The sequence below is a fragment of the Xanthomonas sp. NCPPB 2250 genome (assembly GCF_056725265.1).
In genome coordinates, this window is record NZ_CM161520.1 from 1,514,796 (window position 1) to 1,539,647 (window position 24,852).

The 24,852-nt window shown below is 63.9% G+C and carries 17 protein-coding genes; 3 read left to right on the forward strand and 14 right to left on the reverse strand.

Annotated features, from left to right (window positions below; all coding sequences use genetic code 11):
- Positions 1 to 509 precede the first annotated feature (509 nt).
- The 4 genes from AC1PMG_RS06280 to AC1PMG_RS06295 form a co-directional block, all read right to left on the reverse strand.
- A complete protein-coding gene (locus AC1PMG_RS06280; protein WP_481111022.1) occupies positions 510 to 929 on the reverse strand; it encodes a hypothetical protein in 420 nt (139 codons plus the stop codon).
- 589 nt (positions 930 to 1,518) lie between these two features.
- On the reverse strand, positions 1,519 to 1,875 hold the full coding sequence (locus tag AC1PMG_RS06285; protein ID WP_481111023.1) for a hypothetical protein: 357 nt from the start codon (positions 1,873 to 1,875) through the stop codon (positions 1,519 to 1,521).
- A 119-nt stretch (positions 1,876 to 1,994) separates the two neighbouring features.
- The gene (locus AC1PMG_RS06290; RefSeq protein ID WP_481111024.1) at positions 1,995 to 2,525 is read right to left on the reverse strand and encodes a hypothetical protein; all 531 of its coding nucleotides are present in this window, start codon (positions 2,523 to 2,525) and stop codon (positions 1,995 to 1,997) included.
- A gap of 375 nt (positions 2,526 to 2,900) precedes the next feature.
- Positions 2,901 to 3,251, reverse strand: a complete 351-nt coding sequence (locus tag AC1PMG_RS06295; protein ID WP_481111025.1) for a SymE family type I addiction module toxin — start codon at positions 3,249 to 3,251, stop codon at positions 2,901 to 2,903.
- Positions 3,252 to 3,784: 533 nt separating this feature from the next.
- Between AC1PMG_RS06295 and AC1PMG_RS06300 the strand changes: the two genes are divergently transcribed.
- Genes AC1PMG_RS06300 through AC1PMG_RS06310 form a run of 3 tightly spaced genes read left to right on the forward strand, consistent with a single transcriptional unit; the run spans position 3,785 to position 6,491 of the window.
- Positions 3,785 to 5,068, forward strand: coding sequence for an HAD hydrolase-like protein (locus AC1PMG_RS06300; protein ID WP_481111026.1), 1,284 nt, complete (start codon positions 3,785 to 3,787; stop codon positions 5,066 to 5,068).
- The gene (locus AC1PMG_RS06305) at positions 5,068 to 6,051 is read left to right on the forward strand and encodes a DNA-processing protein DprA (RefSeq protein ID WP_481111027.1); all 984 of its coding nucleotides are present in this window, start codon (positions 5,068 to 5,070) and stop codon (positions 6,049 to 6,051) included. Before AC1PMG_RS06300 ends, AC1PMG_RS06305 begins: the two co-directional genes overlap by 1 nt.
- Positions 6,052 to 6,059: 8 nt before the next feature.
- Complete coding sequence (locus AC1PMG_RS06310) at positions 6,060 to 6,491, forward strand: GIY-YIG nuclease family protein (RefSeq protein WP_481111028.1); 432 nt, start codon at positions 6,060 to 6,062, stop codon at positions 6,489 to 6,491.
- Positions 6,492 to 6,624: 133 nt separating this feature from the next.
- Here the strand turns inward: AC1PMG_RS06310 and AC1PMG_RS06315 are convergent, their stop codons facing one another.
- The 10 genes from AC1PMG_RS06315 to AC1PMG_RS06360 form a co-directional block, all read right to left on the reverse strand.
- Complete coding sequence (locus AC1PMG_RS06315; RefSeq protein ID WP_481111029.1) at positions 6,625 to 7,776, reverse strand: Shedu immune nuclease family protein; 1,152 nt, start codon at positions 7,774 to 7,776, stop codon at positions 6,625 to 6,627.
- Positions 7,777 to 7,918: 142 nt separating this feature from the next.
- Positions 7,919 to 8,533, reverse strand: coding sequence for a hypothetical protein (locus AC1PMG_RS06320; RefSeq protein WP_481111030.1), 615 nt, complete (start codon positions 8,531 to 8,533; stop codon positions 7,919 to 7,921).
- Positions 8,534 to 8,844: 311 nt separating this feature from the next.
- Entirely contained in the window at positions 8,845 to 10,689 is a 1,845-nt protein-coding gene (locus tag AC1PMG_RS06325) for a glycoside hydrolase family 35 protein (protein ID WP_481111031.1), read from the reverse strand.
- A gap of 118 nt (positions 10,690 to 10,807) precedes the next feature.
- The gene (locus AC1PMG_RS06330) at positions 10,808 to 13,150 is read right to left on the reverse strand and encodes a GH92 family glycosyl hydrolase (RefSeq protein ID WP_481111032.1); all 2,343 of its coding nucleotides are present in this window, start codon (positions 13,148 to 13,150) and stop codon (positions 10,808 to 10,810) included.
- A 113-nt stretch (positions 13,151 to 13,263) separates the two neighbouring features.
- Positions 13,264 to 14,703, reverse strand: coding sequence for a glycoside hydrolase family 125 protein (locus tag AC1PMG_RS06335; RefSeq protein ID WP_481111033.1), 1,440 nt, complete (start codon positions 14,701 to 14,703; stop codon positions 13,264 to 13,266).
- 171 nt (positions 14,704 to 14,874) lie between these two features.
- Positions 14,875 to 16,317, reverse strand: coding sequence for a 6-phospho-beta-glucosidase (locus AC1PMG_RS06340; RefSeq protein WP_342072359.1), 1,443 nt, complete (start codon positions 16,315 to 16,317; stop codon positions 14,875 to 14,877).
- Complete coding sequence (locus AC1PMG_RS06345; RefSeq protein WP_481111034.1) at positions 16,292 to 17,227, reverse strand: carbohydrate kinase family protein; 936 nt, start codon at positions 17,225 to 17,227, stop codon at positions 16,292 to 16,294. The genes AC1PMG_RS06340 and AC1PMG_RS06345 overlap by 26 nt, the downstream gene beginning before the upstream one ends.
- Positions 17,224 to 18,600, reverse strand: coding sequence for an APC family permease (locus AC1PMG_RS06350; protein ID WP_481111035.1), 1,377 nt, complete (start codon positions 18,598 to 18,600; stop codon positions 17,224 to 17,226). The genes AC1PMG_RS06345 and AC1PMG_RS06350 overlap by 4 nt, the downstream gene beginning before the upstream one ends.
- Complete coding sequence (locus AC1PMG_RS06355; protein WP_481111036.1) at positions 18,597 to 20,516, reverse strand: beta-galactosidase; 1,920 nt, start codon at positions 20,514 to 20,516, stop codon at positions 18,597 to 18,599. The genes AC1PMG_RS06350 and AC1PMG_RS06355 overlap by 4 nt, the downstream gene beginning before the upstream one ends.
- An 892-nt stretch (positions 20,517 to 21,408) precedes the next feature.
- The gene (locus AC1PMG_RS06360) at positions 21,409 to 24,381 is read right to left on the reverse strand and encodes a TonB-dependent receptor (RefSeq protein ID WP_481111037.1); all 2,973 of its coding nucleotides are present in this window, start codon (positions 24,379 to 24,381) and stop codon (positions 21,409 to 21,411) included.
- Positions 24,382 to 24,852: the final 471 nt, after the last annotated feature.

The following is a 24,852-nucleotide window of genomic DNA, read 5'->3' on the forward strand; positions in this document are numbered from 1 at the left end:
TGCAGCGGCAATACGCGCTGAGCAACGACCCTTTCCGCCAGGCGATTGAACGTCAGCTTGGCCGTCGAGCCGGCCCTGCAAGAATCGGGCGGCCGCCGAAGGTCAGGTCGGTAGTAGAAGAAGATGGAAATGCACTCTGACCCCTGTTTTCACTTCATCTCCGTCACGCACAACATTCGCTATATATGCGATCTACTCGGCGGGGAACGCTATCTCGTTGCTATAGGGCCCAACGCCAAGTGTGCCGTGCTTCATGAGGAGGTAAGACTTGCTTGAACGGGACAGCCTTTTTGCGGCCTTGATGGAAGTAATGAAGAAATATGGTAGAGCTCATTGTGGTGTGAATAGCTAATTGGACTCGTCTGAAAAAGTGGTATCGGCATGAACAGCTAACGGGGTCAGGTTCACTTATAGATTGAGCTGAACCCTTGCGCGGGCATGCGGGCCTATGCCTGCGAAGCACCGGTTCTTGGTCTAGACCGTATAACGGGGTGGCTTCACTTAGGAAGTCAACCTGACCCCGTTTCTGAACGTGTTGCCGGCTGGGTAGTATGCATGCCCTCGTCATTTTTCCAATATAAGGCCGACTCATGCTGGAGTGAAACTAAAAATCGAGCATCAGTTCTGGTTGCAATTCGCTTAATGAACTTCTCTAGGTCGCCAGTTGCAGATAATCCCGCCGGCTCGGGACCTTTAATTCGCAAGTAACAACGAATGGCTACAGGAAAATCCATGCCCTTGGTATCCTCTGTGTATATCGTCCGATCGTGGAACTCGCATATGGCGTAAACGGACAGTCCGGAGTCGAAGAATCCTTCGGCTGTATTGTCGTCGCTAGCTATGCCCAGTGCGCCCAATTCACGTAATGTTGTAGAGATGGCGATAATTGAAAGGCGCTCATCGGCTTCAAGGTGAATGTCTATTCCCATACTTGTAGCCTAACATCTGAGGCTGCTTGCTGCACATGGCATCGGACTAACGAGGTCGGATCACTTAATCGAATGAGTTGGATCCTTTGCACGGGTGGCATGCGGGCCTATGCCAGCAAAGCACCGGTCTTGGCTTTTGCCAAGTGTTTCACTTGGGAAGTCTACCTGACTCCGTTTCTCCTCAGCGGCAACACGCACTGGGCAACGACCGTTTTGTGAGGTGATTGAACGCCAGCTTGGCCGTCGAGCCGGTCCTGCAAGAATTGGGCGGTCGCCGAAGGTCAGATCGGTAGTAGAAGAAGATGGAAGTGCACTCTGACCCCTGTTTTCTGGGACTGGAACTCGAGTCTGAATTTCCCGGATGAGACGACCAATACATGCCGCACGCAAGTTGGTGACGCTATTTCCGGCATGTGGTTGCGATGCACCAGTGGATCGAATGTCTCAATGGAAATCTTGCTCATCTGCTATCTACTGCTCGCGTCAATACGACGAGAAGCGGGTCGGCTTAGGGGCATCGAACGACAAGGAACCGACAGCGTCACCCAGAGTTCTTCGTTTCTTGCCAAGAAGCCCAGTCTCGGCGTCTTCATGGCTTTGGGAGCGCAGCACCGCACTTCCTGCACTCCGTGCGCGCCTGCCGATGGCCTTGTGGGGCGTTGAGCGCGGCACAGGCGTCGCAGAAGCGTATCAAGTGAATGGTCTGCCAGAGCCCGTATGCCATGAAGCCGACGGCAGCGGCCAGGAAAAGAGGCGGCGCGTCAGCTACCCAGAAGAAGACCAGCAGCATCACATCGGTGGCGATGCTACCAACAATGAACACCCGCCGCTTCAGCGGCGCATTCTTGTTGAAGTTGAAGAACGCCAGCGCCACAAGCCCGATCGCGGCCCAGAACCCGAACAAGTAGGGATAGAGTTCGTTCAACTGTTGGGCCGTGAGGTGCATGGATGTCCTGTCCGGATGTAGATGTGCTGGTCGGAGTCTAGGGCCTGGCGACATCAGGCGCGCGACAGCCTGCGATGCCCTGGTGTCATTGCTTGGAGGCTGTAGGCGCGGGCGCGCAATCAGGTGCCTGCATCGCGCTGCGGAAGCACAGCACCGCAGGACGAGCAGAAACGATCGGCGTGGTCCACTGGGTGGCCCGACGGGCACTTGGCGACGCTGAGCAGCCACGGCTTGCGGTACACGGAATACAGCACGCAGAAGGCCATGGCATAGAAGACCATCCAGTGCCCGGAGAATCCGCGCAGCAGGGTGGGTGTCACGCCTGGCGCTTTCGGTTGGTCGCCCGTCAGGTGGGCGACGATCAAGAAGTTCACGACGGCGTAGGCGAACAGGCCGTAGGTGGCGTAGCGCATCCAGCGTGGAGATCCCGCCAGCGAGCGCTTCCAGCTATGGCGGGATTTCAGGGTGTGGTTGAGCCGCAGGGAAAGCAGCACGGTCGGCAACCAGACGATGAAGACACCGAAGTGCATGGCGAAGACAGCCTCGCCGCCTGGCGGCACATACCCGGCAAGTGCCATCACGTGGACGATGAGGCTGAGGACGAAGCCGAGGGCGGCAAGCACCATCAGGGGAAGCAGGAGCGCGATCATGCGGTGGCTGCGATGCGATGTGAGTGTGGTGCGTTAGGGCGGCGGCCCTGGGGCGGTCACGTGAATGGCCGGGCTGTCGACAAGTCTACAGAGGGAAGTCCAGCCTGAACCCTGCCGTCGCCGGCCGGCCAGCGCGCAGACCATTTCGCCGCTTCGTGCTGGATGCGATCGACCCGGACGAGATTGCAGCTATCCGCCTCAACTTGCAGCGGCAACACGCGCTAGGCAACGACCGTTTTCGAGAGGCGATTGAACGCTAGCCAGGCCGTCGAGCCGGCCCTGCACGTAGGGGCCGGCCGTGGAAGGTCAGAGCGGTAGTAGAAGTAGAAGAGGGGAGTGCATTCTGCCCCCTGTTCTCCGTGGGCGACGGCCGTGTCAGTCCTTGCTGGCCACGCTTACCACCAGTTCGCCGTCGCGCACCTGTACGCGCAGCGTAATGCCGATGGTGAAGCCCAGTTCTTCCATCCAGCGGCCGCCCAGGCGTAGTGCGGGCGTGCGCTTGCCGTTGACGGAGTGGCCGCAGCCGACGGTGCAGGTCTGCGGCGGGCGCGTGCGGCGGGGCGGTCGCGAGGCGCGGGCAAGATCGGCGGCGTTGGCGGCGGCGACCTGTTCGGGTGTCAGCATGGGGATGAGCGACGACTCGACGATCGTCCACTGCGGGCAGTGGCGATGCTTGTGCGACTTGCGCTTGCAGGGAGCGGCGGGACGGGGTGACGGTTGACGCATGGCACAGCCTCCTTGGCAGACAGGAACCCGCGCCGAACGGCGACGGGATGTCGGGAGGTTAGAAACCGCACACAGCCGGCGGGCTTATTTCCCCGAAGGGTGTTGTATTCGCCGCCCTCCCGACGCAGAGAGCGCGTCGGAGTGCGCCTGCGAACAGGCACAAAAAAAACACCGGTTTGACGGAGGTGGGCGCCGCTGTGTGAGGAGTTTCTACGCTCCTAGTGGGAGATGGTGCTACTGGTTTTTGGATATGTCAACTCACCACGGAAATGGCGCTGGAAACGAGAAGTTGGCCTTTCCGTGATTTGAGTCAGCTTGATAGATCGCGAGAAAACTCCATTGCTCCGCTGTCCAGGGAGTCAACAGTAACCGTGTGCACGCTGCCTAAAAAGAGTCGAGCAGAGGGATAAGCCTTCGCGCGCGGTGCGCTTTCCCGATGGCTGGGGCGGTGGGCAGTCCCGGCTGCCATAAACCTATAGCGCCCGTGTCACAGAAGGCCTATTCTCGGGATGCCATCATGTGGATGGTATGACATGGAAAAGTCGATGTTTGACCTCTGTCTATTCGATCTGGATAACACGTTGTTGCGTACCGACGATCTAGAAGATATACGCAGGCAAGGAGTGGGGCAACAAGGCAACGCCTTCTACAAGGCCGAGCTGAGTCGGCGGTTTGGACAACCTGCCGCTCGCTACATCTACACTCCCGCTCATCTGGGTGCCTTGAAATCCAGATGGCCGCAAATGAAATTCGGGATTTTCACTAGATCGCCAGAGGTGTACGCGACGGCTCTACTCTCTGCGGCCTATCCTGGGTTCAATTGGGAGGCCGGAGCCGCTTACGAGATGGTGCCTAAGGGCTGCCACAAGCCGAATGGTTGGGGGATACGCGCGTGTATGCGTCAGGTTGGTGTGGCTGATCCCAGCCGGGTGGTGATGGTGGGGGATGAATCGGCGGATGTTAAGGCTTCGTACAATGCCGGCTGCTACGTCGTGCTTGATAAGTCATCCTGGCCGCATATGCGTTGGGACGGTCGTAAGCACTGGGACGCTCTGGCGTTGATTCCGGATGCGGTTATCGATGGTCCTGATGAGCTTTTTTTTGTGCTGAATGACATCGAGGCTTATGCGCCGCATCTGGAGTGGGCGTTCAATAAGTCTTGTGATGTGTCGCGTCAGCCTCGATTCTCATCGGTCAACCATTTTTATCCGCGCGAGCTCGGTGAGCCAGAAAAGGCAAAAGAGGAAATTCATTCAGCCGGAAGGCATTTTTCTGAATACAAGTCCCTTGATGATCGTCGGGCTTGGCACGTTCTTACACATAACATTCATGCGCATAAGGAAGTGCAAGTGTTTCCGCCTCAGTGGTGCCAGACAGTATATGAATTTATTCGGAAGTCATTTCCATTGTTGTCCCTCCTCAATCAATCGGTCACCGTGGCCGCAATTCCGCCGCGTCCTGGTCGGTTGCCGCGATTGCAGCACTTTATAGCGCAGTTGCGGTCTGACTTCATGGGGCGTAGTCCATTGGGTGGAACTCATGAAGCGGTAAAATTTAGTACGGATCTCCTTGCATACACCGATGGTGTTCGGTCGCATAGTAGAGAGCGCCTCAATGGGCTTGAGCGATTTGAGAACGTGCGTGAGCATTTGATTGTGACCAATCCGGCAAGTGCGCAAGGGAGAGACTTTGTTATAATTGATGATGTATGTACGAGTGGGGCGACATTGATGTACGCGAAAAAGCGTCTTGTTGAAGCCGGTGCGCGTAATGTCAGCCTGCTGGCTCTGTCAAAAAATGTGAGCGATGTGTTGTGATGTCGATTTCGGCAGAAACCGGTAAGTTGCTGGCGCTCTCCATGCTTAAAGGTGTGGGGCCGGCGACGTTGCGTATGGCATTGAACGTCACGAATTTTTCAATAGCTTCCGTTGAGTCGATTGCCCAGAAAGTTCCGCGATTGGCAGCGGCCGTTCAGCCGGCTCTGTGGAACGAGGCCTTGGAAAAAGCCGAAGAGCAAGCAGAACATGCGGAGCGAGGCAATGCCAGAATTCTATCTGTGCTTGATCCCGAATATCCTGCGCTGTTGAAGGCAACCAAGGACGATCCGGTGATCCTGTATGTGAAGGGGAGATTGGCAGATAGGCAGGAGCAGTCAGCAGCGGTTATCGGAACGCGCGAGCCTACTAGGCACGGCGTGATGATTGCAGAGCGCGTTACCCAGTTTCTTGTGGACAATGGATGGTCAGTGGTCAGTGGGTTGGCTCTGGGGTGTGACGCAATCGCTCATAACGCAGCAATAAAAGCGGGGGGGCACACAGTAGCGGTAATGGCTCACGGTCTGCACACGGTGGCGCCGTCAAAGCACAGGGCGCTGGCGCAAGATATTTTAGATCAGGGAGGTGCCTTGGTCTCGGAGTATCGCTTCGGCGTAGATCCACGTCCTGAGTTCTTCGTCAAACGCGACCGTATTCAGGCGGGCTTAGCGCGAGGCGTGGTGATGATTCAATCCGACTTGAGTGGGGGCAGCCTGCATGCAAGTCGTGCGGCACTGGACTACGGCCGTTGGTTGGCTGTACCCGAGCCCACTAAGTTAGACGCAGACAACATGGAGCCGAAGGTTCAGGCCAATGCTCTCATCGCGTCCGGCGACATTACGAAAATGGCGCAGTTGTTGAGGTGTTCGCCGGCCGAGGTTAGGAAGGTAGTTGTCCTGCGCTCGCGCGAGGACTACCCTCGATTGCTGCATGAGTCGTCCCCGATGGCGAGCGGTAACCATGATCATAAGGTCGGTCTTTTATAGGAGTTTTTATGGACTTGGAAGGTGGGTGGATTTATATGGTGATGACCTCCGAGGATTACGAGAGGTTTAAAATAGGTATGACGCGCGGCGCAACACCAATGCGGCGTGTTAAGCAATTGAGAACCAGTGATCCATTTATTTCATTGCTCGTTTCGTACTTCATTCCATGCAAAGTTCATGAGCTTTCGAAATGGGAAAATGCGCTTCAGCAAGAGTTTGGTCCGCCAATTCTCACCCATGACGGTACTGAGTCAGAGTGGTATCGTGGTGGCTTAGGTGAGGCGCAGGAATGGGTTGAAGCAAAATTAGAGGAGTGGTTCGGAAATCCAGTGATGGGCGTCATCTCCTCAAATGCCGCTTATAGGGCCTACGAGGATGACTTTTCAAGCGAGGCGAAAGATTGGCCTGAATTTAGTGATCCGCCAAGTTCTATGTCTTAATCAGGACGAGAATTGACTTGCCTTATCTGTTACCCTGCCATGGCTTTATTCATGGCGCTGCATTTTCCAGGAATCTTGTGATCTGGAATTGTCGGTGTCGCCACTCGCGCAGAAATTCGTAGAATCCGCAAGTCTAGCTTTCAGTTGCAGTGACAATGTGTCTCGCGCGCTCGTAGAGTTCGTCGAAAGTAACAATCTCCGGCTGGTGTAAATTGCGCCGATAGAGCTCAAAGGACCGAAGTTTTGCCTCGTTGACGCCGTGATCCCCTACAAACTCGCCTAAGCTTCCCACGACAACGAACGATTTAGGCGAGAAGTTGAACGCTTCCTCAGCCGTGGGAAATCCCTCCTTGTCTGGCAGGGGTAGCTTTCCAAAAATTGTTTCCGACGCATAGGAAACAGTGCCTTGTATTTGAGCGACGGCGCCGGATAGATGCTTTGATGGCGACCAGCAGCCATTACGATATTGGGTTTCAAGTAATTGGGTCTTGTGTGTCTTGATTTCGACGAAGCACAGCGTTGAAGCGATTGCTCTGCTTCTCAGAAGAGCATCTACACGTTTTCCGGGTTGCCCGACCCGATAACCGTGGACAACCTGTTCGAGCTTTCGCTCATTTAGCTCAGATGAATATATATAACTCAAGCCGTAGCCAAATATCCATGAATTAGCTTCGAAGAACTGCTGCCATAGAGCTTCGTCCTTGCATCCTTTTCGCCGCTTTAAGTCTTCAAAGTATTTGTCATTTTCAAGCAAGTTGGCAAATACTTCTAGTTGCCTCTTCCGGTAGCCGATTGCTATCAGGTCGCTCTTGGTGACGGAGTTGCGCAGAGCTTCGGCAATTAGTTCCTCATTGTCGGTAACTAGTTGCTTGGCTTGCTGCGAAGTAAGTGCTATCTTTCGTAGCTCTTCGTCGGTTATATTTACTGAGCTACCATTTTTGAAATTAATCGATTGAATGTTGGCTAAGAACTCACAAAATCGGCTGATCTCTTCATCGACAAAAGAGAAGCCTACGCCATATGGCATGCCAGTCTCTGAGTCGAACTTTTGGATCGTTAGGACAAAGACACCACGATTATCCTCCAAAAATTTTGCTTTGATACACGTCTTCGCATCCGGCTTTGCGCGGATTACAATTTCGCCTCGCTCTTTCGCATAGTCGTAGCCGTCAACTGACGGCAGGACCTTAGACGCAATTCGAATTCTGACGTTCTTGTCGCCGAATGCGGGCAGCGACGGACTAATGTAGGTCTTGCCTGGTTTCGGATTTTGATAGTTGTCCATAATCAAGGCAAAAAGGCAGGGTTCACTTGTCGGTTAAGTTCGATGTTTTGCACAGATTGTATGTGGGCCTAGTGAGTGCTAAATACTTTGTCGATGCTTGATCGTGTAACTGATTAGTTCTAATTGGGAGCCTGGTCGCGATTTAATTCAATTCTTGAACCTTGTTCCACGCAACTGAGCCAATCTTGTGCATCGAATCAAATGACTGTTTTTTTATCCTTGTGATCTCAGCTCTGTCTGGCGCAGTGGCCGAAGCTCCAGCCTCCATCAGTGCTTTGTTGACAAACATTAGCGCAGAATTGATCGATTGATAGAGTTCTTGCTGTTCCACATTTGTTGGATTGAGCATAAGTAGTACCAGGTTGGCTCTCAATCCAGCTTCCTTCGAAATGGAGTCCATTTCGTCGCGACTAATTGGCGTCGCTGCCGGGTTGACGAGGCGCGCAACGTGCATTACTTGCATGTCTATGTGCGAATAAAACTCTGCGACTTTGGCGCGGAGCTCTTGAAGCCACCGCAATCGCTCTGTAGTCACAATAGAAGCTTTTAGCTTCTTGTGCTCAAGTTTTGAATTGGTCTTTATGGCAGCCAGCTGGACTACAGTAGATCGATTCGCCGCGAAGTAAGCAATTAGTGCTGATATCGCAGCACCAAGCACGGCCGAACCACCAGCAATAGCAGCGACCCAAAGAGAATCATTGCTAGAGGTGTTGTCAGCGATCTTCTGAAGAAGCACTAGTGTCTGTTTCTGCAGCATAAAATTCCTGATGTGAGTTAACTACGATGACAGCGTCGTGCATAGAACGGCCGTATAGCGCGCCAATGCTCCTGTCTTTCGGAGCAGCACGCATCCAACATTTGATCTCTCACGAACGCGCTGCCGCATAGTTATTGCGACTGAAAACACGCGATTACAGTGCATTTCCCACACAGGGTCGACGCTACCACTTCTTGACGGACGTCACAAGTTAAAGGCCGCTCGGCGAACCGCCGGCGGCCTTAATTTGTAGACAAGTTGTCTGATCCCGCGCCATCCCGATTTACCGGGCGGCGCGCTCAGCGAGTAACTCAGTTACTGGGCATGCTCCAAACCTGCGCCTTAACCCCTCGCACGCTCGCATCCGCCGCACTATCCAAATCAAACACAATCACGCTATTCCCGCCTTTCCGCTGCAAAGGCGCCGGAAAATACAACGCCCGCTGCGGCCCAATCTTCCAGTGCCTTCCCAGGTTATGGCCATTGGCCCAAGCGAAGCCTTTGCCGAAGGCCTGCATGTCCAGGAACGTATCGGCAGGCGTGCCGATCTTCAGCGTGCCGCGGTGGAAGGCAGGGCCATCGACCTTGGCGGTGGTCCAGCCGGTGAGCTTGCTCGGGTCGTCCATCGGCAGGGGGAAGGTCTGCCAGCCGGTGAGGGGCTTGCCGTCGAGCAGCACGGGGTCGACCAGGCCGGCGTGGCCGTCGGGGAGGTGGGCGCCGTAGTTGATGCGGCCGGTGTTCTCCACCAGCACGTCGAGTGTGTGGGAGCCGGCGGGGATGTCCACGTCCACCGCCACTTGTTGCAGGCGGCGCTCGGCGCTGCCGGCCAGCTTCCGGTCGACGTAGACGCGGGCGTAGTCGCGCACTTCGCCCAGGTACAGGCTGCCCTTGCGCGGGCCGGTGACGGTGGTGCGGTAGAGGATGTAGCCGTAGGCCTGGCCGTAGCGCTCCATCGGCTGCGGGGTGTCGGTGGTGGCGGCCGGGGCGGGCAGGTTGTCCCAGAGCGAGGCGGATTCGCGCAGCGGCGTGGCGGGGAGTTCGGCGAAGCGGATCGGCTTGGGCAGCGCGGGCGGGGCGATGCCGGTGACGCGCTGGATGGCGTCGCGGAACAGGGTGAACTTGGGGGTGGGGCGGCCGGCTTCGTCGAGCACGGCGTCGTAGTCGTAGCTGGTGGTCTGCGGGGCGTAGTGGTCGCTGGGATTCTTCTGGAAGTTGGCGCCATTCATGAAGCCGAAGCTGGTGCCGCCGACGAACATGTAGAGGTTCGCGGAGTGGCCCTGGCGCAGGATCCATTCGAATTCGCTGGCCTGTTTGGCGCCGTCGGTGACGGCGTGCTGGCTGCCCCACTGGTCGAACCAGCCGGCCCAGTATTCGCCGACCATCTGCGGCTGCCCGGGGCGGAACTTGGCCAGGGTTTCGAAGGCGTTCTTGGCGTCGCCGGGGGCGAAGTTCACCACGGCCAGGGTGTCGGGCAGGGTGCCGTTGGCGAGCACGTCGGGGCCGTCGGCGGTGAACAGCAGCGCCTTGTCGAAGCCGGCCTGGACGAACATGGCGCGGTTGCGGCGCATGTAGGCGTGGTCGTCGCCGTAGGAGCCGTATTCGTTCTCCACCTGCACGGCGACGATCGGGCCGCCGTTGCCGTTGAGCCGCGGCTTGACCTGGGCGGCGAGGGCGTCGAGGTAGGCATGGCTGGCGGCGAGGAAGCGCGGGTCCTGGCTGCGCACGCGCATACCGGGTTCGGCGAACAGCCACGCCGGGTAGCCGCCGGCTTCCCACTCGGCGCATACGTACGGGCCGGGGCGCAGGATCACGTTGAGGCCTTGCGCGGCGGCTTCGTCGACGAAGGCGGCGATGTCGTTGTTGCCAGTGAAGTCGAACTTTCCCGGCCGCGGTTCCACCAGGTTCCAGAACACGTAGGTCTCCACCGTGTTCAGGCCCATCGCGCGCGCTTTCTGCAGGCGGTCCTTCCAGTAGGCGCGGGGGATGCGCTGGAAGTGGATGGCGCCGGAAATGACCTGGTACGGCTTGCCGTCGCGGATGAAGTGATCGCCCTGGGTGGCGAAGGCGGGCCAGGCGGTGGTTTGAGTCGGCTGCGCGGCTGCCGGGAGCGACAGCAGGAGCGACAGGGCAAGGGCGGACAGGGAGCGACGCAACATGTGGGGGTTTGTTCCGGTAGCGAGTTCGGGCTTTACCTGTAGGAGCGGCTTCAGCCGCGACCGGGCGTTCCGGGGAAGGCCCGGTCGCGGCTGAAGCCGCTCCTACGAGACGCAAGGATCAGCTAAAGGATGGCGGCAGATCGTCCTTGCCCGCACCGAACGCAGTGTTGGGCTTGGGCCCCATCTCCAGCTCCAGCGTACCGCCCGCAGCGAGGTCGGCATGGCGCAGCCAGCTGCGGGTGTACGGCTTGCCGTTCCAGCGTGCACGTTGGATGTAGACGTTGGCCGCGCTGTTGCCGTGGGCGACGATGCGCAGGGTGCGGCCGTTGCCCACGTTCAGTTCGGCGCGCTTGAACAGCGGGCTGCCCAGCACGTAGTTGGCGCTGACCGGGTCCACCGCGTACAGGCCCAGCGCGCTGAGCACGAACCAGGCGCTCATCTGCCCGCAATCCTCGTTGCCGGACAGGCCGTTGCGCGCGTCGTGGTACTGCTCGCGCAACAGCCGCCGCACCATCGCCTGGGTCTTGTACGGCTGCCCGGCGTAGGCGTAGAGGTAGGCGACGTGGTGGCTGGGTTCGTTGCCGTGCGCGTACTGGCCGACCATGCCGTCGATGTCCGGCGGCGCGTCCGCCGGCAGCTCCGAGCTGGTGGTGAACAGTTCGTCGAGCTTGGCGACGAAGTGGTCGCGGCCGCCGAACAGGTCCATGTAGCCGTACAGGTCGTGCTGGTTGAGGAAGGTGGCCTGCCAGGCGTTGGACTCGGTGAAGTCGCGCCACTGCGCGCTGTGGCCCATCGCGCGCGGATCGAACGGGGTGGCCCACTTGCCGTCGCTCAGGCGCGGCTGCACGAAGGTGCTTTCGCGGTTGAACACGTTGCGGTACTGGCGCGAGCGTTCGCGCAGGTGCCTGGCATCGTCGTCGGCGCCGACCGCCTGCGCCAGGTGCGCCACCGCCCAGTCGTCGTAGGCGAATTCCAGGGTGCGGCTGACCGATTCGTCGACCTTGTCGCAGGGGATGTAGCCCAGCTTCCGGTACAGCGCCAGGCCGTGCACGTCGTCGTCCATCGCGCGCTTGCGCCAGGCCGGATACGCGGCTTTCCAGTCGATGCCGGTGAAGCCCTTGGCATGCGCCTCGGCCAGCACCACGGCGGAGTGGTAGCCGATCATGCAGTCGGTCTCCACGCCCTGCAGTGGCCAGATGGCGACGCCCTGCGGGCATTCGTGGGCGCCGCGCACCAGGCACTGCACCAGGTCGGGCACGCGCTCGGGCTGCACCAGGGTCAGCAAGGGATGCAGGGCGCGGTAGGTGTCCCACAGCGAGTAGGTGCTGTAGTTGTGGTAGCCGGCCGGCGCCTGGTGCACTTGCAGGTCCATTCCGCGGTAGCGGCCGTCGGTGTCGCTGAACAGGGTCGGTGCGATCAGGCTGTGGTACAGCGCGGTGTAGAAGATGCGGCGCTGCGCTTCGTCGTCGCTGTCGATGCGCACCCGCCCCAGTTCCTTCTCCCACGCGGCCACGGCGGCGGCATGCACGCGGGCGAAGTCGAAGTCGGGCAGTTCCGCATCAAGGTTGGCCAGGGCGTTGTCGGCGCTGACCGCGGAGATGCCGACCTTGACCAGCAGCGGCGCGTCGGCCGCATCGGGGTAGTGCAGGGCCAGTTTCAGCCGGTTGCCGTCGGCACTGCGCGCGCTCGCGGCCAGCGGCTGGTCGTCGGCATACAGCTGCGCGCTGGCGAACGGCCGCGACAGGCGCATGGCGAAGTAGATGTAGCGGCCCTTGGCCCACTGGTAGACGCGGCGGCCGCCGGTGACGGTCTGCGCATCGACCAGGCGCAGGCTTGCGTCTTCGACGCGGGCGGGGATCTCGGGCTTGTCCTGCATGCCGTGGCACAGGTCCAGCAGCAGGTGCGCCGGCTTGCCCTTGGGAAAGTGGTAGCGGTGCAGGCCGGCGCGCGCGGTGGCGGTGAGTTCGGCATGCACGCCGCTGTCCTTCAGGCGCACGCGGTAGTAGCCGGGCGAGGCGGCTTCGTCGGCGTGGTCGTAGCGCGAGCGGTAGCCGGCATCTGGGTTTTCGCGCGTGCCGGGCTGCAGCTTCACCGGGCCGGTGGCCGGTACCACCAGGAAATCGAGCATGTCGCCGATGCCGGTGCCGGACAGGTGGGTGTGCGAGAAGCCCATGATCGAGCCGTCGTCGGCGTGGTAGCCGGAGCAGGCGTCCCAGTCGGCGTTGTAGGTGTCCGGGCTCAGTTGCACCATGCCGAACGGCAGCGTGGCGCCGGGGAAGGTGTGGCCGTGGCCGCCGGTGCCGATGAACACGTCGACGTTGCGGGTGAGCTCGGCCTTGGCGCGCGCATCGGCCGGCAGCGCGTAGCTGCCGGCGCGTGCCTGCGCCAGGCGCGCGATGCCGCTGCTGCCGAACAGGGCCAGGGCGATGGCGCCCTGCAGGAAACCGCGTCGTGTGGCCATGGTGCTGTCCTCGGGGTGTGCGGCGGTGCGGTAGGGGTTTTGGTTTTTTGTAGGAGCGGCTTCAGCCGCGATGGGGCATTACCGGTAAAGCCCGGTCGCGGCTGAAGCCGCTCCTACGACAGCAACTGCGGCTTGCGCTGGTGCAGATCGATGATCAGTTCGCCGAACAAGGTGTTGGCCCAGGCGAACCAGTCGCGGGTGAAGGTGCTCGGGTTGTCCTTGTCGAAGGCTTCGTGCATGAAGCCGCTGCCGGCATCGGTGGTCTTGAGCCACTGCAGGCACTGGCGGATCTGCGCGTCGTCGTCGCTGGCCAGGGCGTACTGCATCAGCGACATCGGCCAGATCGTGCCCAGGCCGCTGTGCGGGCTGCCCACGCCCTCGGCGGCGCGGCCGCGATAGAAGTAGGGGTTGCGCTCGCTCCAGGCCAGTTGCCGGGTGCGCAGGAACACTGGATCGCGACGGTCGCAGCAGCCCAGGTAGGCCAGGCTCAGCAGGCCGGGCGCGTTGGCGTCGTCGATGAACAACTGGTTGCCGTAGCCGTCCACCTCATAGGCCCAGAACGGCTGGCCGTCGGCGTCGCGCATCTGCCCGAACTTTCGGGTGGCCGTCTCGACCTCGTCGGCCAGGGCGCGGCACTCGCCGGCGAAGGCGGCGTCGTGATGCAGCGCCTCGCTCATCGTCGCCAGTTGCCGCAGCGAGGTCACCGCGAACAGGTTGGCGGGGACGAACAGCGGATACAGGCAGGCGTCGTCGGACGGGCGGAACATCGAATGGATCATGCCGTTGGGCCGGGTCGGCTGCCCGTAGCCGTCCAGCACCAGGGTCTCGGTGGCCAGCGGCGAGGGCCGCTGGAAACTGTACGGGCCGCGGCCGTGCAGGCGCTGCTGCTCGCGGAAGGTGCGCACCACCACGTGCATGGCGTCGCGCCAGTCGTCGTCGAACGGCGCGGCATCGCCGCTGGCGCGCCAGTACTCGTGCGCCAGGCGGATCGGGTAGCACAGCGAATCCACTTCCCATTTGCGCTCGCCGACGCCGGGCTTCATCTCGGTGATGTCGGCCACCGACCACTTCAGGCGCTGGCTGGTGCCGTCGGGCAGGAACGCGTTGGCGTAGGGATCCAGGCGGATGCAGGCGGCCTGGCGCTGGATCAGCCCATGGAACATGCGCCGCAGCGCCGGGTCGCGCTTGGCCAGCGGCACGTAGGGATGCACCTGCGCGGAGGAGTCGCGCAGCCACATCGCCTCGATGTCGCCGGTGATGACGAAGGTGTCCGGCTTGCCGTTGCGGGTGCCGGTCTCGACGGTGGTGTCGAGGGTGTTGGGGTAGCAGTTCTCGAACAGCCAGGCCAGGCGCGGATCGGCGATGCCGGCCTTGACCGTGCGCAACTGGCGCTCGACCGCGGCACTGACGAAGCGGCGCTTGCCCGGCGGCGGCCGCTTGCTGGGCAGCGCGGCGGAGGCCGATGCCGCGGCGGCGGCCGGCAGTGCCCCGCTCAGCAGCGCGGCGCCGGCGCTGGCGCCGAGGAAGTGGAGGATGTCGCGGCGGGTAGGCATGGCCTGGAACGCTCCGTGGAATCGACGAACGCTCCCGGCACGGGCCGGCACCGGGGGAGGCGCCGGCCGCGGCCGGGAGGGCAGGTTGATGGTACCTATGACGGACCAATTTACGACGACCTTACAACGTGTGGCCGTCCGATGCATCCTGCGACCGCACAACCGGCCGGCTCAGTGGTGGTGGTGCGCGCCGTGCCAGTGCATCGGTCCCGAGCACACGCACTCGCCGTCGTCGTCGCCGTTGCCGGCATGGCCGAACAAGGCCTCCAGCAGCCGCCGCGACGGGCTCCACTCGCCGATGGCCGGGTGGATCAGCATCGCCTTGCAGGCGTCCAGGTGACTGCCGCTGAGCGCGGCGTCGATGGCGGCGTGTTCGTAGGCCTTGACCGTGCGTACCAGGCCCTGGATCGCCTCGGGCAGCGGCCGCGCCGGCAGCGGGGTGATGCGGTCGCGCTCGATGGTGGAGGAGATCTCCACGATGTCGTCGTCGGCCAGCTCCGGCATGCAGCCCTGGTTGCGCACGTTGACCACGTGCCGCCCGGGGAGCGCGCCGGTCAGTGAACTCATCACGTCCACGGCGATGCGGTGGTAGCCGGTGCTGGCGCGGAACGGGTCCGGCTGCGGCGCGAGGTCGTCGGCGAAGGCCGAGCCGGCCTCGGCCTCCAGCCGCATGTACGAGCCGGAGCGCTGCTGCAGGTAGGCGGCGTAGGTCTGCACCGCGCCGCTGCCGTCGCCGGCATTGAGGCGGCTGCGCAGGTCGGCGATCAGGGTGTGATTGAGCCGCTCGATCTCGCTGCCGCGGCTGGCGCCGCTGGCGCGCTGATTCTCCAGGGCGCGGCTGCGCTCGTAGTAGAAGTACAGGTACTCGGTGGGGATCAGCCGCAGCGTGCGCAGCATGTCGAAGTCGAACAGCGGTGCCAGGTACAGCTGGCGCAGGATCGCGTCGTCGGCCAGGATGCGGTCGAGCACGTCCTCGCCGCGCACCCGCACCGCGCGGATCCAGCCCAGGTGGTTGAGGCCGACGTACTCGCAGTCCACGTCCGCCGGCGGCTCGCCGAGCGCGCGGGCGATGTTGTGGAACAGCTCCACCGGCGTGTCGCAGATGCCGACCACGCGCGCGCGGGTGTGGCGGCTGATGGCCTGGGTGATCAGCCCGGCCGGGTTGGTGAAGCTGACCAGCCACGCGTCGGGGCTGAGCCGCTCCACCATGCGCGCCTGCTCGATCGCCACCGGCACCGTGCGCAACGCCTTGGCGACGCCGCCGGGGCCGGTGGTCTCCTGCCCGGCGTAGCCGTGGCGGATGATGGTGTGCTCGTCGGTGGCGCGCTGGTGGATGCCGCCGATGCGGATGCTGTTGAGCACGAAGTGCGCGCCGTCGATCGCCGCTTCCGCCGAACTGGCCGCGTTGACCTGCAGCTCGCCACCGAACTCGGCGACCACCGCACGGCCCAGCGCGACCATCAGCGCCAGCCGCTCCTGGTCCGGATCGTAGAGCACGATCTCGCGCGCACCGAGCGCTTCGGCGGCATCGTTGACGCCGTACACCACCAGCGGCGCACGCACGCCACCGCCGCCGATCAGGGCGAGTTTACGGTTGGGAAAGGAACTGCTCATGGAGACTCCTGAGACGTGGGGGATCGGGAAGGCCGTCGAGCGCGCCGAGCGCGGTGCAGCAGGCGGCGCCGCACAGGCAGCCGCGCTGCGCGCAGGCGTCGAGGGAAAGGTGGTCCAGCAGCGCGTCGATGAAGCCGGCATCGAAGGCATCGCCGGCGCCGGTGGTGTCCTGCACGGCGACGACGGGCGCGGCGACCAATCGCGCGCCGGCCGCATCCACCACGCAGGCACCGGCGCCGCCGAGCTTGATCGTCACCTGCGCCAGGCCCAGTGCCTGCGCCCAGGCGCGGCAGGACGCGGCATCGTCGCCGCTGCAGCCGGCCAGCGCTGCCTCCTTCTGGTTGGGCAGGAAGTGATCGACCGCGCGGCAGGTGGCGTGGTTGTCGGGGTCGGCCAGCCACGCGGGGTTGAAGCCCACGTCCAGCGAGGTGCTGCAACCGGCCGCGCGCAGCGCCGGCAGCAGCGTGCGCGCCAGCGTCGCCGGCAGCGGCAGGGCGAAGTGCACGTGGCGCGCGGCGCACATCGCCTCCAGCGCGGCGGCGCTGCCCAGCAGCGGTTCCAGCGCGGCGTTGGCGCCGGGATAGGTGAAGAACGAACGGTCGTCGTGCAGCGACACGCTGGCGGTGACGCCGGTGCCGGCGGGGTGGTCGACCAGGCCTTCGGTGCCGACGCCGAAGGCGCCCAGGCGCTGCGCGAACCAGGCGCGGTCGCCGGCGCCGATCGCGCCGATCAGCGTGACCTTGCGCCCGAGCCGCGCCAGCCCGCAGGCGGTGTTGACGGTGCCGCCGCCGAGGTCGCGATGGTAGTGGCGCGCCATCGCTTCCTCGCCCGGCCCGGGCCAGGTGCTGAAGCCGCTGAAGATGTGGTCGAGATAAACCTCGCCGACCACCGCGACGTCATGGGTTTTCATTGCTGGAAGGGCCATGCTGCCTCGCGTTTGGCCTGGATGAGATAGAGCGCGGTGCCCGCGCACAGCGCCAGCACCGCCGCCAGCAGCCGCGGCAGCGGACTGGTGGCCAGCAGCGCCAGCCAGCCGCAGACGCTGATCAGCAGCGGCCACGGATACAGCGGCATGGCGAAGCGGGCGCGGCGCCGCGGCTGCCGCCGCAGCAGCACCACCGCCAGGCATTGCGCCAGGAACTGGAACAGGATCTGGATGATCATCAGCGTGGCGATCAGGTCGTCCAGCGACAGCGGACAGGCAAGCGCCGAGGTGATGCCGACGAACAGCAGCGACACAGTGGGGAAGCGCCCGCGCGGATGCAGTCGCGCGAACACGCCGAAGAACTGGCCGGAGGCCGCCGCCGCATACGGCACCCGCGAATAGCCCAGCAGCACCACCAGCGCCGAGCCCCAGCTGGCGAGCACGATCAGCGCCACCGCCACGGTGCTGCCCACCGGGCCATAGATGGCCTGCATGAAGTCGGCGACCACCGCCTTGGACTGCGCGGCCTGCTGCCACGGCAGCACGCCGAGCAGGGTCACGTTCAAGCCCAGGTACAGCACCGCCACGATCGGGATCGACCACAGCACCGCGCGCGGAATCGTGCGGCGCGGCTTGCGGATCTCGCCGCCGAGCATGCACACGTTGTTGTAGCCGCCGTAGTCGTACACCGCGATCAGCGCCACCGCGCCGAAGCCCAGCCAGAAGCCGTGCGGCGAGGCCGGCCGCGCCTGCAGGAATTCGCGCGCCAGCGCCATGTCGAAATGCAGCGCGCCACTGAGCACGATCCACAGACAGGCGGCGATCACCACCGCGCTGACCAGCAGCGACAGCAACTGCACCGAGCGCACCTGCCGGTACAGCAGCGCGGTGTTGAACAGGCACAGCGCCATGGCGATGCCGGTGAGCGCGGTGTGGCTCAGCCCGGGCATCAGGTAGGCCAGGTACTGCGCGCAGCCGACCGCGGCCGCGGCCACCGACAGCGGCGCGGTCAGCAGCGTCTGCCACAGGTACAGGAAGCCGAACAGGCGTCCGGCGCGGTCGCGGCCGTAGGCCTCGCGCAGGTAGTGGTAGGGCCCGCCCGAGCGCGGAATCGCCGAGCCCAGTTCGGCCCACACCAGGCCGTCGCACAGGCACAGCAGCGCCCCGACCACCCAGCCCAGCAGCACCGCCGGCCCGGCCAGCGCCGACAGCGCCAGCGGGATGGTGATGAACGGGCCGATCCCGATCATGTTGAGCAGGTTGGCCGACAGCGCGCTCCAGAACCCCAGCGTGCGCGGCGGCGCGCCCTGGTCCGCGGCGGACGAAGAGGACGCGACGGGGGCGGCGAGCGACGTCATGTGCATGCGCGATCCTGCGGGGAGGGAAGGGAAGCGACGGGCTGCATTGCAGGCGTGGGGACGAGAGCGTCGGCGCAGCGCACCAGGCCCGGTTGCAGGCGATGCAGATCGAGGATCAGCACCTGGTTGGCCCCGGCGCGGAGCCAGGCGCCGGGGCAGTACAGGCATTGCTGCGGGCCGATGTCCCAGTAGCGGCCGAGCAGGCGCCCGTTGACCCACAGATAGCCCTTGCGCCAGTCGCGCATGTCCAGGTGCACGTCGCCGGGCTGTTCCAGGGTGAATTCAGTGGCGAAGAACAGGCCCGGGCGCTGCGGCGGTGCCTGCAGTGGGCGCAGCGATGGCGTCGGGTCTGCTTCCAGCGCCAGCCCGCGCACCTCCCAGCCGTGCAGCTCCTGCCCATCGAGCCGCACCGGCCCGAGCAGGCCCTTGCGATCGCCCAAGGCCGGGCCGAAGTTGATGTGGCCGAAGCAGTCGACCAGCACCTCCAGATCGCGCGTGTCCTTCGCTGCATCGGGCAGGCGCAGTTGCAGCGCACTGTGCAGGCGCGGATGCCGCACCCGCGACACGTGGTCCAGTTCGCGCCCGTCCACATGCACCACCGCGTAGTCGTGCACCTGTCCCAGGTGCAGCGCCTGGCCTGCACCGACCTGGCGCCGATACAGCACCAAGCCCTGGTCCTGGCCGAGCAGGCGCTGGTTGTCCATGGGCGTGCCGGTCTGCAGCGCGGGGCCGAGGTTGTCCCACAGCGCGGCTACCGGTGTGGCCTGCACGGCGTCGAAGCGCGCGCGGCGCGGTGACGCCGGTAGCGGGGGCAGTGGCGCGTCGCCCTGTGCGGCGATGATCTTGCGTAGTGCGAAATACGCCGGCGTGGCGCGGCCGGCCTCGTCGATCGGCGCGCCGTAGTCGTAGCTGGTCAGCGCCGGCTGGAACTGCGAGCCGTCGTCCTCGGCATTGGCCCCGGCGCTGAGGCCGAAGTTGGTGCCGCCGTGCACCACGTATAGATTGAACGAGTAACCGGCGGCGGCAATGCGGCGCAACAGCGGCGCATAGTCGCGGCGCGCGAACTGCGGCTCGCCCCAGTGCGTGAGCCAGCCGGGATAGCCTTCGGACACCCACACCGGCGCCTGCCCGGCAAAGGCCGCGGCCGCCTGCAGATCGTGCAGATCGGGACCATCGAGCCCCAGCGCGGCGCCAGGCAGCATGGCCTGGCGCCGACGCAGATCCTTGAGCCCTTCGGCCAGCGAGAACGGCCCCTCGACCCCATGCGCCCGCCACAGCGCGGCCAGCGCCTGTAGGTAGCCGACGTCGCTGCCGTGCATCGAGTATTCGTTCTCGATCTGCAGCATCAGCACCGGCCCCCCGGCACTGGCCATCAATGGCGCGATGCGCGGCGCGATCGCGCCGATGTAGCGTTCCACCGCCGCCATATAGCGCGCATCGTGGCGATCGCGCAGTCGGATGTTCGCCTCGCGCAGCAGATACGGCGGCAACCCGCCCAGCGTCCACTCCGCGCATACATACGGCCCGGGCCGCAGATACACCCACAGCCCCTCCTGCTGGCACAACCGGATGAACCCGACGAAATCGCGCTCGCCGCTCTCCAGATCGAACTGCCCCGGCGCCGTTTCCAGCGCATTCCACATCAGGTACAGCGCGATGGTATTCAGTCCCATCGCCTTGGCCATGCGGATGCGATGCAACCAATCCGCCTTCGCGATCCGCAGCGGATGCAGTTCGCCGCTACGGATCTGCCAGGGTTGCCCGTCCAGCGTGAAGCGTCCTTGCGCGAAACCGAATGCGTGCGGCCGCCCGTCCGGCACCGGCGCTGATGCTGGCACCGCTGCGCGCAGCATCGGCATCGCCGCCAAGCCCAATGGCGCGAGCAAACCGAACCGGCAGAATGCGCGGCGTTTCAATGCAGGCTCCAGTCGGAGCGTTGCCGTTGCCGTTGCTCTTCAGCTTTTGCCTTTCCCGGGCCCCCTCCGCAGCGGCGGAGCTGGCGGGTAAAACCCCCCGCAGGGGGGCGGCGCACAGGGATGTGCGCCGTTTTCGGCCGGGGCAGGATGCCCCGTCCGAAAATCCCGTCAGCGGAGCGGACCCGCGCAGCGGGCGCTGCGGCGGGGTGTGCTTTCTTTTGGTTACTTTTCTTTGCACAAGCAAAGAAAAGTGACTCGCCGCCAGGCGAAAGCTGTTGCCTTTGCCTTCCAACATTCCCAGTAAAGCTCGTCGGGACTGAAGTCCCTCCCACAAGAGCGATGGTCCAGGCTTTGTCGGTGGAGCCTGTCGCGGCTGAAGCCGCTCCTACGACAGCCAAGGCGCGCTTTGCTCCAGCCGCTTGCCGATGCGGCTTGCTCCAAGCAGCGTCGGTAAAGCCCGTCGGGACTGAAGTCCCTCCCACAAAAGCCCTGGCCCAAGCCGTGTCGGGAAGGCCTATCGCGGCTGAAGCCGCTCCTACGACGGCCAAGGCGCGCTTTGCTCCAGCCGCTTGCCGATGCAGCCTGCTCCAAACAGCACCGGTAAAGCCCGTCGGGACCGAAGTCCCTCCCACAAAAGCCCTGGCCCAGGCCGTATCGGGAAGGCCTGTCGCGGCTGAAGCCGCTCCTACGACAGCCGCTTCGCGCGTTGATCGGGCGGGCTGCCGGTGCGGCCTGATCCAGGTCGCACCGGTGAAGCCCGAAGGGACTGAAGTCCCTCCCACAAAAGGCCTGATCCAGGCGGAGTCAGTAAGGCCCGCCGGGGCCGAAGTCCCTCCCACAGACAGCGTGGCAACGCTCCGCGATGGCATCCCAGTGCGCACGCCGCCGCGGCCTAGAACGCGTACTTGACGGTCAACAGCGTCATCATGCCGGCATCCACGATGTCCGACACCGCCAGATTGTGCCGGCCCACATGGCCCCAGTAACTGTATTCCTTGGTGAGATTGGAGATCGACAGATCCACATTCACCCCATTGTCGAACCGATAACCCGCGTGCAGATCCACCCGCCGCGTCGGCCGCGCCCACAGGTCGTCCCACGGCGCGTTCTGGTGCAGGAAATCGTAGTTGAGCAGATACGAACTGCTGAAGTGATAGCTCAGGTTCACCGAGAACTTCGAGCGCTCGTAGAACAGCTCCAGATTGGCCATCGCGTTCGGCGCCGACTGCATCTGCTCGTCTTCGAAGCCGACCATGCCCAGATCGGCGTGCGCATGCTGGCGCGTGGCATTGGCGCTGACGCCCAGCCCGTCGAACGGCGCCGGCAGATCCTGGAAGCGCTGCCGCGCGCTGACCTCCACGCCGTACACGCGGCCGTCGCCACCGTTGGTCGGCATCTGGTAGAACACCGTGCCGCTGCCGCTGGTGCCCGAATTGGCCTGGCCGGAACCCGCATCGTAGATGTAGTGGTGCAGACGCTTGTAGAAGCCGGCCACCGAGAAGAACCCGCCATGGTCGGTCGCCCACTCGCCGGACAGGTCCAGGTTGGTCGAGGTGATCGCCTTCAGGTCCGGGTTGCCCTGGCTGATGGTGGTGATGCCGTTGGAAATGTTGATCTGGCTGCCGCCGCCCAACTGCACGAACGCCGGCCGCGTATAGCTGGTCCACAGCGCGGCGCGGTAGGTGGTGGCGCTGTCCGGGCGCCAGGTCAGGAACACGCTCGGCAGCGGCTGGTCGTAGTGCGTGCTGTTGGCGGCGAAATAGCCGATCTGCTGGTTGCCGTCGCTGTCGGTGGGCGTGGTCCAGAAGGTGTTGTGGATGCTGGTGTGCTCGAAGCGCACGCCGGGCACCACTTCCAGGCTGCCGAAGGAGAACGTCGCCATCGCGTAGGCGGCGCTGACCGCCTCGGTGCCGCGCATCGTGTTGCAGTTCCAGTTGTTGACGTAGAACGCGCTGCCGCAGGTGTCCAGGTCGTCGTCGGTGAGGTGGTTGGCGATGACCTGCGCCACCGCGCCCTCGCTGACCCGCGGCGTGGCCCAGTGGTACTTGCCGGGGAAGATCGCCGCGTAGCCGCCGTTGAAGATGCCCAGGTCGCCCAGCGTGCTGGTGTCCGGCACCGGGCCGGTCCACCAGTCGCGGTTGCTGTAGTGGCGGCTGCTCTTGCTGTACTTCACGCCGAACTGCAGCGTGGTCAGCGCGCCGTCGCTGAAGTCGTAGCGTGCGTCGAACTTGGCGCCTCCCTTCTTCTGCCCGGAGTAGATCTTGGTCGATTCGCCGTAGCTGCTGGCGTACAGCGAGGGGATGTTGTTGACCTGCGCCAGCAGCGCCGGGGTCAGCTGCGGGTAGGGGAAGGCGCCGCTGCCGTAGCGCATCAGGCTGCTGCCGGAGTAGGCGAAGTTGGCCTGGCTGAACTTGTCCTCGCGCCCGTCGATCTCGATGTGGTCGGGGCGGTCGTTGTCGCCGAAGCTGTAGAACAGGTTCGGCGACAGCGTCCAGTTGCCGGCGGTCTTGCGCGCGCCCACCTGGAACGTGGCCAGGTCGGCGATTTCCGGGTTGGTCTCGTACCAGAAGCGCGCGGCGATGCGGTTGATGTTGGGCGAATACACGCCGGGCGTGGCGGTCGGCACGAAGCTGACGTCCTGCGGCAGCAACTGCACGAAGGTGGTGCCCTGGTCGGTCTTGGCGTAGGCGTAGGTGGCGCGCGCGTACACCGACAGGGTGTCGTCCACGTTCCAGTCGAAGGCGGCGTTGCCGCCGTAGCGGCGCTCCCAGCCGGCGACCACGCCGACGTTCATGCCGGTGCTGGTCAGGTTGTCCTGCGGTGCGTAACCGGCGGCGTTGCTGCCGTCGGCATTGGCATGCAGGAACTTCCATGAGCCGTCGTTGAGCGCGCTGGTGGCCGCGGCGACTTCGCTGTTGGTCGAGGTGCGGTAGTCGTAGTAGGCGCTGGCGTAGAAGCCGAACTGCTGCTCGTCGCCGAACTTGTGCTGGAACTCGCCGGCCAGGCCGCCACCGAGGCCGTCGCCGCCGTAGTCGCGGGCGCGGCTTTCCACGCGGCCGCTGACGGTGACGCTGCCGCTGGTGGCGTCCTTGTAGTCGTAGGCGGTGGGGGTGCGGAAATCCAGGGTGCCGCCGATGGCGTCGCCGTCCATGTCGGCGGTGGAGGTCTTGTTGGCGACGATGGTCTGCAGGCCGGAAGGCGGCAGCAGGCTCAACTGCACGCTGCGGCTGTACGGCATGCCCTGGGCGACGGTGACGCCGTCGATCAGGTTGACGTTGTACTCCGAGGGCAGGCCGCGCACCGAGGCGAACATGCCTTCGCCGCGCGCGGCGCCGTCGACGCCGCCGAAGTAGCCCGAGCCGCTGTAGGTGATGTTGATGCCGGCGATCAGGCCCAGCGCCTCGGCGACGTTGTGCACGGCGGTGTGCTCGAGGTCGTTGGCCGACAGCACGTCCACCGTGTTCGAGGAATTCATCTTCAGCGTGCTGGCGTCGTAGCGGTTGGCCGCCACGCTGATGGTCTGCAACTGCTTGGCCTCGTCCAGCGCGATCGACACCGTGGCGGCGCCGCTGTCGGCGACCTGCACGGTGGTTTCCGGCGCGCTGAAGCCGGGGTAGTCCAGTTGCAGTGCGTACTGCCCGGCCGGCACGTCGGCGATGACGAAGCGGCCCTGGGCGTCGGTGACGGCGCTGAGCGCGGTGCCGGCGATGGCGACCTTCGCGTGCGCGGCCGGCTTGCCGCTGCTGCGCTCCTTGAGTTCGCCCTGCACGGTGCCGGCCAGCGCCGGTGCGGTGGCGGCGAGGCCGGTGATGGCCAGAATGGCGGCGCACAGCGCCTTGCGCTTGCAATACGGATGGGTTGCCACGTGACACCTCGCTGATCGTGATCGGTGCGGGCACGCGCCGAAGGCGACGCGCCGCTGCGTTCCTGGAAGGCAGACACGGTGGACGGAAGGCGCGCGCGCTCGGACCGCACGCCGGAGGGCGTGCGAACAAGACAGAGCGAACGGCGACCGACGCGAGGCGTCTGCCGGCTGGGCGGACCGTTAAACGGCGATCAGTGGCGTGGCGGCGAGTAGCCGGCGATGCACTTGGAGCGCGAACGCAGCGCGCTCAGCTTGTAGCGACGGGTCATGCGCAGCGGCCCCCATGCGTGCCCGCGCGGAACGCGGACGACAGGCAGGGCGCCGGAACTCCGGCGAGGCATCGATCCTGGCTGCGACGACTGCATGACATGGCACATCACCCCTGGAACTGCCCTGGAAAACGCCGCAGGTGCTGCGGCGTTCGGCGCGTCTGGCATGTCGATGCGTGGCACCGACGTGTTATCGATACCT

Excerpts from the sequence above, each read along its gene's own strand:
- AC1PMG_RS06325 (WP_481111031.1), bottom strand. The coding sequence starts at position 10,689 with ATGTTGCGTCGCTCCCTGTCCGCCCTTGCCCTGTCGCTCCTGCTGTCG.
- AC1PMG_RS06330 (WP_481111032.1), bottom strand. The coding sequence starts at position 13,150 with ATGGCCACACGACGCGGTTTCCTGCAGGGCGCCATCGCCCTGGCCCTG.
- AC1PMG_RS06335 (WP_481111033.1), bottom strand. The coding sequence starts at position 14,703 with ATGCCTACCCGCCGCGACATCCTCCACTTCCTCGGCGCCAGCGCCGGC.
- AC1PMG_RS06315 (WP_481111029.1), bottom strand. The coding sequence starts at position 7,776 with ATGGACAACTATCAAAATCCGAAACCAGGCAAGACCTACATTAGTCCG.
- AC1PMG_RS06280 (WP_481111022.1), bottom strand. The coding sequence starts at position 929 with ATGGGAATAGACATTCACCTTGAAGCCGATGAGCGCCTTTCAATTATC.
- AC1PMG_RS06285 (WP_481111023.1), bottom strand. The coding sequence starts at position 1,875 with ATGCACCTCACGGCCCAACAGTTGAACGAACTCTATCCCTACTTGTTC.
- AC1PMG_RS06320 (WP_481111030.1), bottom strand. The coding sequence starts at position 8,533 with ATGCTGCAGAAACAGACACTAGTGCTTCTTCAGAAGATCGCTGACAAC.
- AC1PMG_RS06300 (WP_481111026.1), top strand. The coding sequence starts at position 3,785 with ATGGAAAAGTCGATGTTTGACCTCTGTCTATTCGATCTGGATAACACG.
- AC1PMG_RS06310 (WP_481111028.1), top strand. The coding sequence starts at position 6,060 with ATGGACTTGGAAGGTGGGTGGATTTATATGGTGATGACCTCCGAGGAT.
- AC1PMG_RS06305 (WP_481111027.1), top strand. The coding sequence starts at position 5,068 with ATGTCGATTTCGGCAGAAACCGGTAAGTTGCTGGCGCTCTCCATGCTT.
- AC1PMG_RS06340 (WP_342072359.1), bottom strand. The coding sequence starts at position 16,317 with ATGAGCAGTTCCTTTCCCAACCGTAAACTCGCCCTGATCGGCGGCGGT.
- AC1PMG_RS06290 (WP_481111024.1), bottom strand. The coding sequence starts at position 2,525 with ATGATCGCGCTCCTGCTTCCCCTGATGGTGCTTGCCGCCCTCGGCTTC.
- AC1PMG_RS06345 (WP_481111034.1), bottom strand. The coding sequence starts at position 17,227 with ATGAAAACCCATGACGTCGCGGTGGTCGGCGAGGTTTATCTCGACCAC.
- AC1PMG_RS06350 (WP_481111035.1), bottom strand. The coding sequence starts at position 18,600 with ATGACGTCGCTCGCCGCCCCCGTCGCGTCCTCTTCGTCCGCCGCGGAC.
- AC1PMG_RS06295 (WP_481111025.1), bottom strand. The coding sequence starts at position 3,251 with ATGCGTCAACCGTCACCCCGTCCCGCCGCTCCCTGCAAGCGCAAGTCG.